Source organism: Limnohabitans sp. Rim8 (genome assembly GCF_945901735.1).
In the GTDB taxonomy this organism is placed as follows: domain Bacteria; phylum Pseudomonadota; class Gammaproteobacteria; order Burkholderiales; family Burkholderiaceae_C; genus Limnohabitans_A.
In genome coordinates this window covers 1-15700 of sequence record NZ_CAMDLM010000007.1, presented here as the reverse complement: position 1 = coordinate 15700, position 15700 = coordinate 1, and the positions used below count along the sequence as shown (strand labels likewise).

Genomic DNA, 15700 nt, shown 5'->3' with positions numbered 1-15700 from the left:
AACACGGGCACGTTAGTTGCTGAAAACGGAACCGCTGCCCCAGGTGTCCGCAATTTGACAGCGGGGCAGCCCCTCAACCCCAATCAACCCGCAGGAAAAAACCATGAGACGTTCAGATTTCAACTCAGTCACGGCCCTTGATGAGCAACGCACAGTCCGCCAGATGTCGCCCCGAGAATTGACCAACCTGTCAACGCTCAGTTTCATGGACATGGCCGATTCAAGTGCCACACAGGCGAGCCTGGCTGTAGGCGGCACTTATTCGGGTTCACTGGAAGTCGAAGGCGATGTGGACTGGATCCGTGTGACCCTTGTAGCGGGCCAATCCTACCGGGTGACTCTGGCCGGTGTGGGGCCAACGCCCGTGTCAGACACTTACCTGCAAGTTTTCGCCCCAGGATCGACCAGCAGATCTTCAGGGACGCTGGTGGCGCGCAACGATGACGTGGCCGCCAATTCCGGGGATTATTCATCCGAAGTGGTGTTCACGGCCACCGAATCGGGCACCTATTACATTGACGCAGGTTCTTACATCAATGCCTCCAGCGGCGACTACCTTGTGTCCATTGAATCCTCTGCAGCACCGGAGAACGCGGCACCTTGGACCCTGGAGCAAATTGCCCAACAGCTGACCGAAGGATTTTGGGGCGGCACACAGCAAAGCTTCAACGTCGGCGCAGACGGTGCGCTGACGGTCAACTTGACAGCATTGGACGCGACCTACAAAGCCTATGCGCGTGATGCATTGGCGCTTTGGTCCGATGCGACCGGCTTGATCTTCACGGAAACCTCTGACAGCGCGGAGTTGAACTTCCGCCAAAATTCATCTGGCGCTTGGTCCCGTTCCAACACCTCGGGCACCACCATCGTCCATTCCACCATCAACATTCAACCCGGTTGGGCCGGTGCGGATTACACGCTTCAGACTTTCATCCACGAAATCGGCCACGCACTGGGACTTGGGCATGCCGGCAACTACAACGGCTCGGCCACTTACGGTGTTGACAATCAGTATGCCAACGACTCCTGGCAAGCGACGGTGATGTCCTATTTCGATCAAAACGACAACAGCTATGTCAATGCAGATTTCGCCTTTCTGAAGACGATCATGCTGGCTGACATCATCGCCATTCGATCCCTTTACGGCACCACGGGCACCACGCGGACCGGCGACACGGTCTATGGCTTCAATACCAATGCAGGATCCACGTTCAGCGCAGCGGTGATCGATGGCACCGGCACCCCTTATGCCTTGACCCTCATTGATGACGGTGGCAATGACACGATCAACATGTCAGGATCATCCGCCAACAACCGCATCAACTTGAACGCCCTGGCCGTATCCGACACCGGCGGTTTGATTGGCAACCTGTTCATCGCCCCGAACACCACCATCGAAAACGCGATCGGCGGGAGCGGCAACGACACGCTGATTGGAAATGCCGTCGCCAACTGGCTGACCGGCGGCAGTGGCGCTGACAACCTGGATGGCGGGGACGGCAATGACGTGCTCGTGGGAGGCGCAGGGGCGGATACCCTGACCGGGGGCACCGGTGATGACACCCTGATCGGCGGCGGTGGAGTTGACAGCATGGTGGGCGGGGACGGCAACGATTTGTTCATCGTCTCCTTGGCTTCAGAATTGGCCAGGGGCGAGGTGATCACCGGCGGCAACGGCACAGACGAGCTGCGCTTTAGCGCCACGGTCGCCAGCACATTAACGCTGACCTCGGGCGTTTCGGTTGAAGGGGTGACGATTGGCGCGGGTAACGCTGCTGAGGCAGTGGCCACGGACACCACGGCCCTGAACGTGAACGCCGCAGCCCTGAGCACGGGGCTGGCCATCGTCGGGAACGCAGGCATCAACCGGCTGACCGGCGGCAGTGGCGCTGACAACCTGGATGGCGGGGACGGCAATGACGTGCTCGTGGGGGGCGCAGGGGCGGACACCCTGACAGGCGGGGCTGGCGACGACACCTTCACTGTGGCTTCTGGCACCGACACCATCACCGATCTTGGCTTCAGCGATATTTTCACAGTGGCCCGTGGCGCGGCCGTGAATGCCACAGTGGCCGCCGCATGGACAGCAAGCTCGGGAACGACCAATGCGGGCACAGCGACCCTTAACACCGATGGTTTCGCTGTGAACTTGGCAGCGGTGACGGGCGGCTCTGTGGGCTACGGTGTGACCAACACAGGGGCCACCACCACCCTGTCCGGATCAAAGTTCGCAGACACCCTGACCGGGGGCACCGGTGATGACACCCTGATCGGCGGCGGTGGAGCTGACAGCATGGTGGGCGGGGACGGCAACGATTTGTTCATCGTCGCCTTGGCTTCAGAATTGGCCAGGGGCGAGGTGATCATCGGCGGCAACGGCACAGACGAGCTGCGCTTTACCGCCACGGTCGCCAGCACATTAACGCTGACGTCGGGCGTTTCGGTTGACGGGGTGACGATTGGCACGGGTAACGCTGCTGAGGCAGTGGCCACGGCCACCACGGCGCTGAACGTGAACGCCGCAGCCCTGAGCACGGGGCTGGCCATCGTCGGCAACGCAGGCATCAACCGGCTGACCGGCGGCAGTGGCGCTGACAACCTGGATGGCGGGGACGGCAATGACGTGCTCGTGGGGGGCGCGGGGGCGGACACACTGACAGGCGGGGCCGGCAACGACAACCTGACCGGCGGGTTGGGGGCGGACGTCTTTATCTTTAACTTCACACCGAATGCGTCCAATAACAAGGACACCCTCACAGACTTCAACGCGACCGAAGATTTGATATGGCTCGCCAAGTCGGTCATGTCAGGGCTGGGCAGCGAAACCGGCGTCTTGGGCGAAGATGCCTTCTGGAGCGGCCTGGGCATCAAAACCAGCCATGATGAGACCGACCGGATTATTTACAACAACACAACCGGGGCTTTGTATTACGACGCAGACGGCACAGGCTCGATCACTGCCTTGCATTTCGCTCAACTGCCAGCAGGAACGATGCTGACGGCCTGGGATTTTTACATCATTTAAGGTGAACTGGGGGGCATGGGTTCAGGCCGGCGCTTTGAATGGCGATCTGGATTTGGCTCCCCTGTAGGCACGGATTAAGCCCTGTAATCTAACCGCACGAGCGTCGGGTTTTTCAAAAATTTCAAGCCCCAGAAGACCCTTATTGGAATATCCAAAGCTTTTTTCTGCGGCGAGATACGCTGTTGCAGCAAGCCCAAGGTCTTGCTGGCAATCATGCGCCCAGTGCCCCCATCAAAAGCACTCAACAGCGTCAACGCTTCTTGATGCGGGCAATGGGCTTCAACGTCTGAAGACGCAACGGGTCTGGCTGAGCACCCCGCTTTGCACCGCCGTTTTGAGCGTGCCTGACAAGAATCAAGCCAAGTCGTCTGGCACCGTCGAATGGGCGACTCGAAAACAAAAGCAAAGCCCAATTTCATTTGGGCTTTGCTTTGTTTGGATCAGTTCACAATGGCTTGTGAAACCAGATTTTTCATCAGCCTGCGGTAGCTGGCACGCAATGGACTAGGTGACTGCGTCATATAAACAGCGCACAGTTTTTCTTTGGGCTCTGCCCAGAAAAAAGTCCCGGCAAAACCTGCCCACATGAACTCCCCCGCCGAGCCATGAACGGGGGCAATACCGTCTTGCGATCGCACCAGAAACCCCAGCCCAAATGTGTAGCCATGGGTCCCCAACAAAAGTTGACCCGGGTTGGTGGTCGTATTGATGGAGGTGCCAAGGTGGTCGGCCGTCATGAGCCGCACTGTGGAGGGAGAAAGAATCCGCGCACCCTCCAGAGATCCACCATTCAACATGGCTTGGCAGTAACGCATGTAATCGCCCGCTGTGCCAACACCACCCGCACCGCCCGAGTCATTGCCTGGCACTTTGGAAACGTCGATCAATACGTTGGCTGCGCCGGTCAATGGATCCTTGTCAAATGCTTGAGCCAACCGAGATGCGTTGGCTGGCGGCACATGAAAGCCGGTGTCCTTCATTTTGAGTGGTCCAAACATCCGCTCGTTCATGAAGTCATTCAAGCGCTTACCGCTGACGGCTTCAACGACGCGCCCTTGAATGTCCACAGACAAGGAGTATTCCCAGGTGGTGCCGGGTTGCTGCGCAAGGGGCGCTTTTCCGACGCCATCAGACATCTCATTGGGTGTCACACCGCGTGCGTCAAAAGGGATGCTGGGAAGAAAAACTTTGGCTTTGGTGTAAGCCTCTTTGACGGGTGTATTGGCTGTGAGTTCGCCATACGCCATCCCCGATGTGTGCCTCAGCAAATCCTGAATCGTGGGCTCACTGTTGGCGGGTACAAGCTTGAAGGTCACGGCACCCGATACGGGATGAATGGACGGAACGCTGACTTGCGGGCTTTTGAAAGCAGGAAGGAATTTTGAGACGGGGTCCGTCAGTTGAACTTTCCCGTCTTCAACCAGCATCATGAGTGCAGTCGAGACCAGCGGCTTGGTCATGGAATAGATTCTGAAAATCGAATCTTCTTTCATGTCCGCACCACCCGCTTGGCCTGTTTTGCCAAAGGCTTCCGAGTAAACCAGTTTGCCATTGCGCGCAACCATCACGACAGCACCGGGCAGCCGGTTGCTGGCAACCTCTTGTTTCATGGTGGCGGTCAATACCGCCAATCTTTCTTTGGACATCCCTACAGATTCCGGCGAGGCTTTGGGCAAGGGTTGCGCCAACGCAGACTGCGCGAAAAACAAAGCAGCGCCAGCCATGAGTAAACTGGGTTTGCAAGAAATCTGTTTTTTCTTCAAATTGACGGTCATGTGTGTCTCCAAAAAATGTGTTAGATGACGGAAATGAGCCCAAATCAAAATCCTCCAGAAACTCCAATGCATTGAACTCATCATCATGGTCTGGGGTTAACACCTGGAAATATGTCGCCTGTGTTACATGCGTCCGCCAAGATCTGACCCACGGGCATGGCTGGCCCTGAAATCCGGTTACCCTCCAAAATCTCACCACACCTTTGCCACGTCCGGCCCAGTCCATGCCCCCATTCACACGCCTTTGGCCACTTGTGGCCATGCTGTTGCTGCAAGCCTGCGCCAGCCTGCCTCCCGAAACCTACGCACCCAAGCTCGGCCAAATGGGCAAGGATGTGATGTGGCTGCCCACCCGCGATGAGCTCGTCACGCAAATGCTGACCGCAGCGCGGGTCGGCCCCCATGACGAGGTCGTTGATTTGGGCGCAGGCGATGGCAAGATCGCGATCGCGGCGGCGCGGCAGTTCGGGGCGCGGGCCTGGGGCATTGAGTACAACAAAGACTTGGCCGCACTGGCCCAGCGCAACGCACAGCGCGCAGGGGTGGCCGACCGGGTGCGCATCGTGCATGGTGACATCTTCAAGGAAGACTTTTCCAAGGCCACGGTGGTCACCCTGTACCTGCTGGAAGAGCTGAACGCGCAATTGCGCCCCACCATTTTGGCCATGCGCCCGGGGACGCGGGTGTTGTCCAACACGTTCTCGATGGGGGACTGGGAACCCGATCAAGTCATTCGCGCAGGCACCAACACGGGCTATTTCTGGACCGTACCCGCCCCAGTGGCAGGCCAGTGGTCGGTGCAGGGCCTGGCCCCGCAAGGGCCAGTATTGTTGCGATTGACCCAGCGTCACCAACGCCTGGGCGGCACCTTGAGCTGGAGTGGGCAAACGCAAACCCTGCTCGGTGCGAGCCTGAACGGCGCTGACTTGCATTTCAGCTTTGTCCAGGCCGATGGGCAGCTCAAAGCCGTTCTGGTTCGGGTGCAGGGGGCTTCAATTCAGGGCGAAGTGGTCGGGCCCTATGGCATGGGCGATTTCCACCCCGAAGTCGTGAAAGTCACTGGCCAGCGCCTGGGCGATTGACGACCGTCCTCAACCCCACGGGCACCCACCATGCGCTTGTTTTCTTACCGCGACCGCCCGGTGCACCTGGGGCCTTACCCGCTGGAGCGCCTGCGCCGCACGCAGGCCGCACCCGACGGCAGCGCCCTGCCACCCATGCAGGCGCTGCGCTTTGCACACGACGACCCAGAATCTTTGTCGCACGCCATGGCCCGCTACATGGCCATGTTCGACTTGGTGCGCGACGGCGCGGTCAACCCCAAAGAAGGGGAGATTCCGGCCGACCCAACCGAGCGGGCCCAGCACCTGAAGGCGGCGGGTTATTACTTTGACGCATCGATGATGGGCGTGTGCGCCCTGCCCGCGTCGGCTTGGCTGGCCGAGCCGATCCGCAACCCCGCCGTGCCAGCTTTGGGCGAAGAGTTGGCGCAAAGCCAACCGGCCAGCTTTGCCGCAGGCATGGACATGATCTTGGCCGACGTGCTGGACTCGGCGCGCACGGTGCTTGGGCCGATAGCGCACCACAGCCACGCCATCGTGGTCTTGGTGGAATTTGCGCGAGACCCTCAAACCCATGAGCCCGGCTGCGACTGGTTGGCGGGCACGCAGGCGCAACGCGCCAGCGTGTTGGCTGCACAAACGGCGGTGCTGTTGTCGAGCTATTTGCGCATGCTGGGGCACGAGGCACGCGCCCACAGCGCCAGCTGCAGCGACGTGGATTTGAAGCGTTTGGCTTTGGCCGCTGGCCTGGCGCTGGGCGACGGCGAGAACCCGTATGTGGGCCAGCGTTATGCGTTGGCCGCCGTCAGCACCACGCTGGCCATAGCCCCTGACCAGGCGCTGGCCCCGCAGCAAAACCGCTGGCAAAGCCACGGCCCCGCTTGGTGGCTGGGGCTGGGCACGTTCAAGAGCGCGTTTCACCAAGACGCGTTTGCGCAGCGCGAGTTTCGCCAAGGCGCGCACCCGTTTGAAACCCTCAAGCGCCAAGCCACGCCCACCACCTTCATTGACCACGACCGTGTGCCACGTTTCCCCAAGCGGGCCGATTTTTTTGCGCGCGCCTTGTTTGGCGACTTGGGCAAGTCGGTGCAAGACGACGCCAAGAACGCGCATTACGTGATGAAAAGCCCCATCGGGGCTTGCGCCCGTCGCGCCTTGGGCGCTTTGCTGCTGTTGCAGTTTGGCGCAGCCCGTGGCCCGGTGGCCGCCAGCACCGCCAACCCCCAGCGCAATGCCGACAACTTGAAGGCGGCTTCGTACTATTTGGGGGTGGACGCGGTGGGCCTGTGCGCCGTGCCCGAGTGGGCCTATTACTCGCACGACGCAGGCGGCAACCCCATGCCCGTCTACCACGCCAACGCCGTGAACCTGCTGATCGACCAAGGTCACGAAACCATGGAGGGCGCGAGCGGCGACGACTGGATTTCGGTGGCGCAAAGCATGCGGGCCTACCTGCGGTTTTCGCTCATGGGCGGCATCTTGGCCGAACAAATCCGGCGCTTGGGTTATTCGGCCCGGGTGCATTCGGTGCTGGACGGCGATGTTCTGCAGCCGCCTTTGTTGTTGCTGTCGGGCCTGGGTGAAGTCAGCCGCATTGGCGAGGTGATCCTGAACCCGTTTTTGGGGCCGCGCCTCAAAAGTGGCAGTGTGACCACCGACCTGCCCATGGCGCCCGACCAGCCCATCGATTTTGGCTTGCAAAGCTTTTGTGAAAGCTGCAACAAGTGCGCCCGCGAATGCCCTTCGGGGGCCATCACCGCCGGCCCGAAGCTGATGTACAACGGCTACGAGATCTGGAAAAGCGACGCCGAGAAATGCGCCCGCTACCGCATCACCAACGCCGCTGGCGGCATGTGCGGGCGCTGCATGAAAACCTGCCCCTGGAACTTGGAAGGCCTGCTGGCCGACAGCCTGTGGCGGCAAGTGGCCATGAAGCTGCCCGCCGCTGCACCCGCGCTGGCGCGGATCGATGACCTGCTGGAACGCGGCAGCATCAACCCGGTCAAAAAATGGTGGTGGGACATTGAACTGGACAAGACCACCGGTCGCTATGTTCAGGCCGCGCAAACCCACCGCCGCACCCTGCAAAAAGACCTGGACCTGCGCTACGAAGACCAGACCCTGGCCGTGTACCCGGCCGACAAAATGCCGCCGCCCTACCCGGTGACCTACCCCGTCCACCGCGAAGAAGGCATTGCCCGCTACCAGGCTTTGCTCACGCCCGCGCAATACCAGGCGCGACTGGCAGCAGGCGACACCGGCGGCTTGGCCCCCGGGCCACAACCCTTACCCGCCGAGCCGCCGGTGTTCCCGGTGGTGCTGCACCGGCGCGAAGAGATGGCCGAGGGCCTGGCGCGTTACGAGTTCAAAGCGCCCGATGGTGGCGAGCTGCCGCCGTTTGAGGCGGGTGGCCACATCGACGTGGTGATTGCCCCCGAATACCAGCGGCCTTACAGCCTGGCGGGTGACCCGGCCGACCGCAGCAAATATGTGCTGGGCGTGTTGCGCGAGCCGCCCGAGCAAGGTGGGCGCGGCGGCTCGGCATTGATGCACCGGGTGTTTCGTGAGGGGCGGCGCGTGTTTGTGAGCCGGCCGGTCAACCACTTTGCGCTGCACGAAAACGCCACGCACAGCTGGCTGTTTGCAGGCGGCATTGGTGTGACGCCCATGATCGCCATGGCGCACCGCCTGCATGCGCTGGGCCGGCCGTTTGACTTTCACTACAGCGCGGCCAGCCGCCAAACGGCAGGCTTTTTGAAAGACCTGGCCCAAGCGCCGTGGGCCGAACGGGTGCAGTACCACTTCAAGGACGAAGGCCAACGCGCCGAGCTGATGCAACTGCTGCCCGACTTTGCTGCGGGTGGGCATGTCTACACCTGCGGGGCGCCGCGTTTCATGGACGGCGTGTTCGAGGCCGCCAGCGCACATGGCTGGCCGGGTGACGCGCTGCACCGCGAATACTTCAGCGTGCCCGAAGCCGATGCTTGGGTGAACCAGCCCTTTGAGTTGGTGCTCAAAACATCGGGCCGCCGCCTGCAAGTGCCGGCCGATCGCAGCGCCACCGAGGTGCTGGCCCAAGCGGGTGTGGCCATCGATGTGAAATGCAGCGACGGGCTGTGCGGCGTGTGCGCCCGGCAGTACGATGCGGCGCTGTCGGGTGACATCGAGCACCGCGACTTTGTGCTTGGCCCAAAAGAGCGGCAGCACAAAATCATTTTGTGCTGCTCACGCGCCCAACATGCCGGGGGTGTGATCACCCTGAATTTTTAACATCAGCCAGGGAGAAGTTTCATGAGCACGGTCCAAAAAGTTTTCATCACCGGCGGCACCAGCGGCATTGGGGCGGCCATTGCCCGGGCCTTTGCCGCCAACGATGCCAGCGTGACGGCCACCGGGGCCACACCTGCCGAAGTGGCGGCAGCGCAAGCCCTGAGCGCCAACCGCCTGGTGGCTTTTCATGTGCTGGACGTGCGGCAAAACGCGCATGTGCAAAGCGTGCTGAGTGAGTTTGGCGAATTCGATGTGCTGGTCAACTGCGCGGGCGTGATCCAAAGGCAAGCCGAACTGGATCCCGAGGTCTTTGCTCAAACCGTGGACATCAACCTGAACGGCACCATGCGCGCCTGCGCCGCCGCACGTGCAGGCCTGAAGGCACGCCAAGGCTGCATCGTCAACACCGCCTCCATGCTGAGCTTTTTTGGGGGCGGCTTGGTGCCCGGCTACAGCGCCAGCAAGGGCGGCGTAGCGCAGCTGACCAAGTCGCTGGCCATTGCCTATGCGGCCGACGGCATCCGCGTGAATGCCGTGGCCCCGGGCTGGATCGCCACGCCCTTGACGCAGGCCTTGCAAGACGATGCCGAAAGATCCGCACAGATTTTGGGCCGCACCCCCCTGGGGCGCTGGGGCCAACCCGAAGATGTGGCCGACCCGGTGCTGTTTTTGGCCAGCCCGGCGGCGCGCTTCATCACGGGCGTGGTTTTGCCCGTGGATGGCGGTTATTTGATCCAGTGAGGCCTGCGCCCCGGGGGCTCTGACATAAGCAATTGTTGCGGCATTGCGGTTTGCAAATGACGCTTGGCGAAAAAATGCTTGTCTGACCCTAAAGGCCCGACCTACGAGGGATATCGTCTTTGTAGGTCGGCGCCTGCAGGTCCGACGTGGTGCACCATCGACCCAATCAGGGCTGAGGCCCCCATGGCGCCGACAACATGAGTTTGTTTTGCTGCTGCGCAATCAGGGGGCGAATTTTGGCGGCGAAAGCCATGAAGTCGGCGTCGCCATACACACCAGCCCAAAACGCCCGGCGGTCGGCGTCGTCGTCAAACTTCCAGACATGGATGAGCTCATTGATCGCCCCCACATCGCCCGTGAAGTAACCCACCAGTTTGGACGGGTGCTTGGCCAGCGCAGGCCAACCCTCGTTTTTGTAAAGCGAAACAAGGTCGGACATTTTTCCGACGATCGCGGAATAAGTGCGCAGTTCATAGATGGCCATGACAACTCCTAAAGGTAAATGACCTGTTCACTTTAGGCCCGCTGGTCGGCTCCAGTTGTCGACAAGGTGACGCCACATCAACGCGCTGCCGTTGGGGCCATTCCTGTTCAATTAGAGGCACCGAGCGCAACGCCCCCTCTAAAAGTCACCCATGAAAGCACGAACTTCTTGGCAATGGTTCGGTGATCCCAGCACAACAAATTGACTTCGGCGGGTAGGTTGAAGCCTTATCTTTGGCATTCATGCTTTAAAGAGCATTCAATTTGGAAAAATTCAATGACAGTTTGATCATCATGGTGATCAAGAATTTTAAAGTGATTAAAATAAAGAAATATCAATAAGAGTTTGGAGGATTTATTGTGCCAACAATTCAAAACCAAGCCGTCTACAATGCGGCCTATCGAGCTACAAGACTTTTACTTTTGGGTAAAAATGGTCGACATCCGACGGCAAGATTCAAGGAATACGCTGTTGGGCAGTATCTTTATCGCTATGCATCGCAATCGTTGAGTGAATTTGCAGGGAACTACGAGGGGGCTCGTAAAATCTGGAGAGGTGTACAGAGCGACAAAGAAAATCGGTGGACGGGTTTCGGGGGGGGGGGGCCAGGTGGGCAGGTTGGCCTATATACCACCTTGGAGCAAATTGGTTCTGGCTCAACGGTATTTGGAGAATTATTTCATTACTTGGCGAATGAAGCAAATCCTAAAAATGACCAAACAATAGAATATTCTGATTTTGAAGGCGCAATAGTAAGGCGTGGCCGTGTAAAACCAGAGCCTGCATTGATAAGCCATAAGGCTGAACGCATGCATTATATGTTTGCCTTTACGCTTGAAAAATCAATACGCGTTATGGATTTAAGAGTCCCCATAACGCCTGGGGATACCAGTTCATTTGTTCACCATGTATATGAATTATGTCTACAAAATAATCCTGGATTATTTTCAAGTTTAAATTGTATTGATCTTTACAACCACGGCACCGATGCCAGTTTTTGCAGGGGAATTGGCAATTCCTGTTTGGAATTGACTCATAATGGCAATGGCATACTCACTACTTCAGCACGGGATGCAAGAAGTTTGAGTATCATCATAAAAGAACCCGCAGGAACAGAACTTAAATATTTAAAATTTGCGGGAAGAAGTACATTTTTCGTAGAGCCCAGTACTGGTACTGCAGATGGATGCGCCGAAACAATAGAAGACCAAATATACAACGACAAGGTATTGTTCAATGTGGAGCTTACGCCAGCAGAAGCTGCCAGAAGATACGCAAAAAAATACAAAGCAAGATCAATGTTGAGTAAAGCATTTTCTGTTTTTAAATAAACTGTAAAAATCCATATTGAAGTATAAATTTAAATAATGCTTTATCCATTGATTGCACTTTGGCGTCACAATTTCAAAGTGACTTTTTACGAGTCAGGCGGCGCTGCGAGTTCGGCTATTTTTGGAACCCACAGCGCTTCTTCTGATTCTGTTTTGGGCCACCGCCATACTTTTTATTCCGCATCGGAAGCACAAAACTATTTGCGTTTTTGGACAGGTGATCCGTCGGCGCGCAGTCAACTGATGTGGATGATTCAGAGAACGGATTCCAGTTCGGGGCATTACCGGGGGGGGGATGATTGGATTGATGCATTGGCCAATCGATTGCTCGGCGGTGGACTGATTGCCATGGAGGAGTCCAATCGTCTGTCCGCTCCTGGCCGTTTGAAGGTGCCCCCCAAGGCCAGTACCAAGGCAGCCGCCTTGGCCAGTTTGCCGCCATTGGCCAGCGTGCCTGCCGTGCCCGTGGTGGTACCCCTCTTGCCAGCGCTCGAGGATCTGCAAATCGAGACGGCTGAAGTGATGCCCGAAATCAATCAAAGCTTGGTCAAGGTTGACCAGACCATGGCCAGTGTGAGCTCGGTCACTGCCTCACTCTCGCCCACCACTGCAGGCGTAGCCGACATCCAGACGGCTGTCAACGAAGCGTCTTCACGCACCAGCAAACAACTGGCCGATATGTGATGCGAATCGCCATCGAGTTGAACCTTCAAGTCAGCGATTTATTCGCTGTTGCGGCATGAAGCTGGCCATCGAATCCGAACAAGCCATCAGCTCTGGCATGGTGCGCATGTCATCCGCCATCAGTTCTGCAGGGAGCTTGGTCGGGTCGTCGATGGTGGGCATGGCATCCGACTTGGTCTCGGCCCAACAATCCATGGCAAAGTACTTTGCTGTGATTCAAGCTGCCAATGCGGCCGTCCCACTGGCGATTGACCCGGTGCCGGTGGTCGATGGCCTGCAACCAGGTATTGATGCCGGCTTGTTGCAGTTGCAGACCCTGGGCACAAAAGCACAAGACATCTCCGCACCTGTCACGGCCAAGTGCGATGAAAGCGCAACGCTCAACGCCAACGTGCAGGCCGCCCTTGACCAGGTCACGGCTTTGCCGGATGGGCTCAAGGCGCTGCTGTTGGGTGTTGACCTGCATCTGCAAGAGATGGCTAATTACAGCCTGGCCTTGACAGAGGTTTCGTCGAAAGCGGGGCCCGTCTGCGGCGTGGTGCAAGGTTTTGGTGAAAAATTAGAGTCAACACTGACGGCAACTGGCGGCGATGCCGGTGCATTGCACCAAGACGCGCTGGCCCAAATCGAAACTTTGCGCCAGCAATTGGTGGCCAACGTCAAAGTGGAGCAAACGCGTTTTGGCCATGCCAATACGGCCTTGTCGGTATTGTTGGAAACGGCCTTGCAAGGGGCGGACGCGCAGGTGGCGACAGTCAACACGGCGCTCAAAGCTTGTGTTTCGCCAAGCCAAGAATTGGCCTTGTCACTGAACAATGTGGGCCAATCTGCCTCGGAGCAATACACCCAGGTGCAAACGGAGTTGGGGCCAGCCGTTGAAAGCTTGGCCAAGCCCGTGGCGGTTTCCAAAGCCAAGCTGGACGCGTTGGTGGTGCAAGTGGACAACAAAGCCAAGGAGGCAGACGAGAACCTCCAATTGCTCATGGCACCCGTGAACGCGTGCCTGAACCAACTCAGCGCCTGCGTGAGCGCCATTGCCAAAGCATTGGATGACTTTGACAAAGAAGGCGGTGCCGTCAGAGAGGCTTTGGCCAACATCCATGCCCAAGCAGACAAAGCCAAAGAAACGCTTAACAGCGTGGTGAAAAATTTCGACCCCGTCGAAGGCATGATTGCCGCTGCGATTTCGGCCATTGCAGCCATCAAGGATGGCATCCCTGGCATGGTTGCCCAAGCCAAATCCTCTCTGACCGCCGCCAGCGCAGAGCTGGACCAAGCCTCTGCGCTGTGCGACAGCGCCATTGAAATTTGCACCCGCTACATGATGCGCGCGCCCATGCTGGTTCCGGCAAGGCTGTTGTTTTTGGGAGTCAAGACCATGATTCCCGGTATCCAAAAGGGCATCACGGTGGCCGTGGGCTCGCTCTCCACGGCAGAAACCACGGCTGTCGGTTTGCTCGAAAAAGCAGAAGCGGGTGTGGGCAGCTTGACCCCGGTTTTGACCAAGGTTGTTGATGTCATCAAAAAAGCCGTCTTGGTGATGGTGAACATCATTTCTGCTTTTCAAAGTGCCTTGGCGGCCGCGGTCGCCAAGATCGAGCCCGTCATTCAAGCCTTGGCCAATGCCGTCGGGACCATTCCTCCAAAAATTGAGTTGATGAAACAGAAACTCAGCGCTTCAGTGGAAGCCTATTTGAACAAGGCCAAGCCAGGAACCGCAGCATCCAAGCTGAAATTGGATGAAATGAGGACGCGCATCTTCGAGCCCGTCAATGCACAACTGGATGGCATGGATGGCCCGCTGGGTTCGGCCATTGCCCAAGCCCAAACGCAGGTGCCAGAACGGGCCACTGGGCTCAGTGGCAACTTGAAAGCGCTGGCGGCTCAAATAGAGCCGCTGCCTGGCTTGACCCTTCAAGCGGCTGAAAATTTCAAAACTTTTGTGCGCAGCGCCAAAACACAGTTGGCTGCTCTGAATGCCAGTGAGTCTGCGCAATCGCAAGCGGCACTGTCGCAAATTCACGGTGTGCTTGATGCGGCTGTGGCGCAACTCTCCACACTCAAGGCAGCCGCTGAACTTCCTGAGGCTTCTGGTGAAGAGGACAGCCAAACCAACGCCAAGGCGGAAGCCGAAGAGGGCATTCCCGACATCGATGTCTCTTCTGCTATTGCGTCAGCTGATTCGCTGGGTCAAACGGCCAGTTTCAGCGAATTCGATGCCAGCGCCGACGCTTCAGTAAGTGGCGAAGCGGGTCTGGAAGGCGGCGGTGGTGATGCCTTGGGTGAAGCGGGCGGCGCAAGCAGTGAAACCGGTGGTTCTGAAGACCCATTGGGCCAAGCCGCTGACGACGCAGGCGGCGGCGATGCCGATGGTGAGTCTGGCAGCGAAGCGGGCGGTTCTGGTGAGGCCGAGGGCGGTGCTGCCGATGACGAAGCGGGCGCTGATGGTGAAGCAGGTGCTGATGGTTCTGCGGACGGCGATGCCGCTGGTTCTGAGGATGCTGCAGCTGAAGCAGGCGGGGATGGCGGCGAAGCAGGCGCTGCTGATGACGCTGGCGGCGGTGGCGATGCCGCTGGTGAATCTGATAGCGAAGCTGGCGGTTCTGGTGAGGCCGAGGGCGGTGCTGCCGATGGCGAAGCGGGCGCCGATGGTTCTGCGGACGGCGATGCCGCTGGTTCTGAGGATGCTGCAGGTGAAGCAGGCGGGGACGGCGACGAAGCGGGCGCTGCTGATGACGCTGGCGGCGGCGGTGATGCCGATGGTGAATCTGATAGCAAAGCTGGCGGTTCTGATGAGACCGATGCTGGCGATGGCGGTGGCGAAGCGGGCGCCGATAGCGAAGCGGGTGCTGATGGTGAAGCGGGCGCTGATGGTTCTTCGGACGGCGATGCCGCTGGTTCTGAGGATGCTGCAGGTGAAGCAGGCGGGGATGGCGGCGAAGCAGGCGCTGCTGATGACGCTGGCGGCGGCGGCGGCGGCGGCGGTGATGCCGATGGTGAAGCTGGCAGCGAAGCTGGCGGTTCTGGTGAGGCTGAAGGCGGTGCTGCCGATGGTGAAGCGGGTGCCGATGGTGAAGCGGGCGCTGATGGTGAAGCGGGCGCTGCTGATGACGCTGGCGGCGGCGGCGGTGATGCCGTTGGTGAAGCTGGCAGCGAAGCGGGCGGTTCTGGTGAGGCCGAGGGCGGTGCTGCCGATGGCGAAGCGGGCGCTGATGGTTCTGCGGACGGCGATGCCGCTGGTTCTGAGGATGCTGCAGGTGAAGCAGGCGGGGATGGCGGCGAAGCAGGCGCTGCTGATGACGCTGGCGGCGGCGGCGGCGGCGGCGGTG

The 15700-nt window shown here is 59.0% G+C and carries 9 protein-coding genes and 1 pseudogene; 7 read left to right on the top strand and 3 right to left on the bottom strand.

What is annotated here, in order from left to right; translation table 11 throughout:
• Positions 1-103 precede the first annotated feature (103 nt).
• Entirely contained in the window at positions 104-3025 is a 2922-nt protein-coding gene (locus tag Q0O99_RS04930; protein ID WP_293749166.1) for a M10 family metallopeptidase C-terminal domain-containing protein, read from the top strand.
• A gap of 74 nt (positions 3026-3099) precedes the next feature.
• Here the strand turns inward: Q0O99_RS04930 and Q0O99_RS04925 are convergent, their stop codons facing one another.
• On the bottom strand, positions 3100-3444 hold the full coding sequence (locus tag Q0O99_RS04925; RefSeq protein ID WP_293749164.1) for a hypothetical protein: 345 nt from the start codon (positions 3442-3444) through the stop codon (positions 3100-3102).
• 21 nt (positions 3445-3465) lie between these two features.
• Positions 3466-4800: a serine hydrolase gene (locus Q0O99_RS04920; protein WP_293749162.1), complete on the bottom strand. Its 1335-nt coding sequence runs from the start codon at positions 4798-4800 to the stop codon at positions 3466-3468.
• 224 nt (positions 4801-5024) lie between these two features.
• Here Q0O99_RS04920 and Q0O99_RS04915 point away from each other — a divergent pair, with 224 nt between their 5' ends.
• Genes Q0O99_RS04915 through Q0O99_RS04905 form a run of 3 tightly spaced genes read left to right on the top strand, consistent with a single transcriptional unit; the run spans position 5025 to position 9872 of the window.
• The gene (locus Q0O99_RS04915) at positions 5025-5882 is read left to right on the top strand and encodes a class I SAM-dependent methyltransferase (RefSeq protein WP_293749160.1); all 858 of its coding nucleotides are present in this window, start codon (positions 5025-5027) and stop codon (positions 5880-5882) included.
• Between the two features lie 30 nt (positions 5883-5912).
• Entirely contained in the window at positions 5913-9131 is a 3219-nt protein-coding gene (locus Q0O99_RS04910; RefSeq protein WP_293749158.1) for a 4Fe-4S double cluster binding domain-containing protein, read from the top strand.
• A 21-nt stretch (positions 9132-9152) separates the two neighbouring features.
• Positions 9153-9872, top strand: coding sequence for an SDR family oxidoreductase (locus Q0O99_RS04905; protein ID WP_293749156.1), 720 nt, complete (start codon positions 9153-9155; stop codon positions 9870-9872).
• 166 nt (positions 9873-10038) lie between these two features.
• On the opposite strand, the gene Q0O99_RS04900 is transcribed toward Q0O99_RS04905, so the two are convergent.
• Entirely contained in the window at positions 10039-10356 is a 318-nt protein-coding gene (locus tag Q0O99_RS04900; protein ID WP_293749154.1) for an NIPSNAP family protein, read from the bottom strand.
• 359 nt (positions 10357-10715) lie between these two features.
• Between Q0O99_RS04900 and Q0O99_RS04895 the strand changes: the two genes are divergently transcribed.
• The 3 genes and pseudogenes from Q0O99_RS04895 to Q0O99_RS04885 all read left to right on the top strand — a co-directional run.
• Positions 10716-11687: a hypothetical protein gene (locus Q0O99_RS04895; protein ID WP_293749152.1), complete on the top strand. Its 972-nt coding sequence runs from the start codon at positions 10716-10718 to the stop codon at positions 11685-11687.
• Between the two features lie 312 nt (positions 11688-11999).
• Entirely contained in the window at positions 12000-12371 is a 372-nt protein-coding gene (locus Q0O99_RS04890) for a hypothetical protein (RefSeq protein ID WP_293749150.1), read from the top strand.
• Positions 12372-12426: 55 nt separating this feature from the next.
• Positions 12427-15700, top strand: a pseudogene (locus Q0O99_RS04885) (hypothetical protein); the annotation flags it as partial.

Bases quoted from the DNA above. Each gene is read 5' to 3' on its own strand.
- Q0O99_RS04905 (WP_293749156.1), top strand. From the start codon at position 9,153: ATGAGCACGGTCCAAAAAGTTTTCATCACCGGCGGCACCAGCGGCATT.
- Q0O99_RS04930 (WP_293749166.1), top strand. From the start codon at position 104: ATGAGACGTTCAGATTTCAACTCAGTCACGGCCCTTGATGAGCAACGC.
- Q0O99_RS04915 (WP_293749160.1), top strand. From the start codon at position 5,025: ATGCCCCCATTCACACGCCTTTGGCCACTTGTGGCCATGCTGTTGCTG.
- Q0O99_RS04925 (WP_293749164.1), bottom strand. From the start codon at position 3,444: ATGAAATTGGGCTTTGCTTTTGTTTTCGAGTCGCCCATTCGACGGTGC.
- Q0O99_RS04920 (WP_293749162.1), bottom strand. From the start codon at position 4,800: ATGACCGTCAATTTGAAGAAAAAACAGATTTCTTGCAAACCCAGTTTA.
- Q0O99_RS04900 (WP_293749154.1), bottom strand. From the start codon at position 10,356: ATGGCCATCTATGAACTGCGCACTTATTCCGCGATCGTCGGAAAAATG.
- Q0O99_RS04910 (WP_293749158.1), top strand. From the start codon at position 5,913: ATGCGCTTGTTTTCTTACCGCGACCGCCCGGTGCACCTGGGGCCTTAC.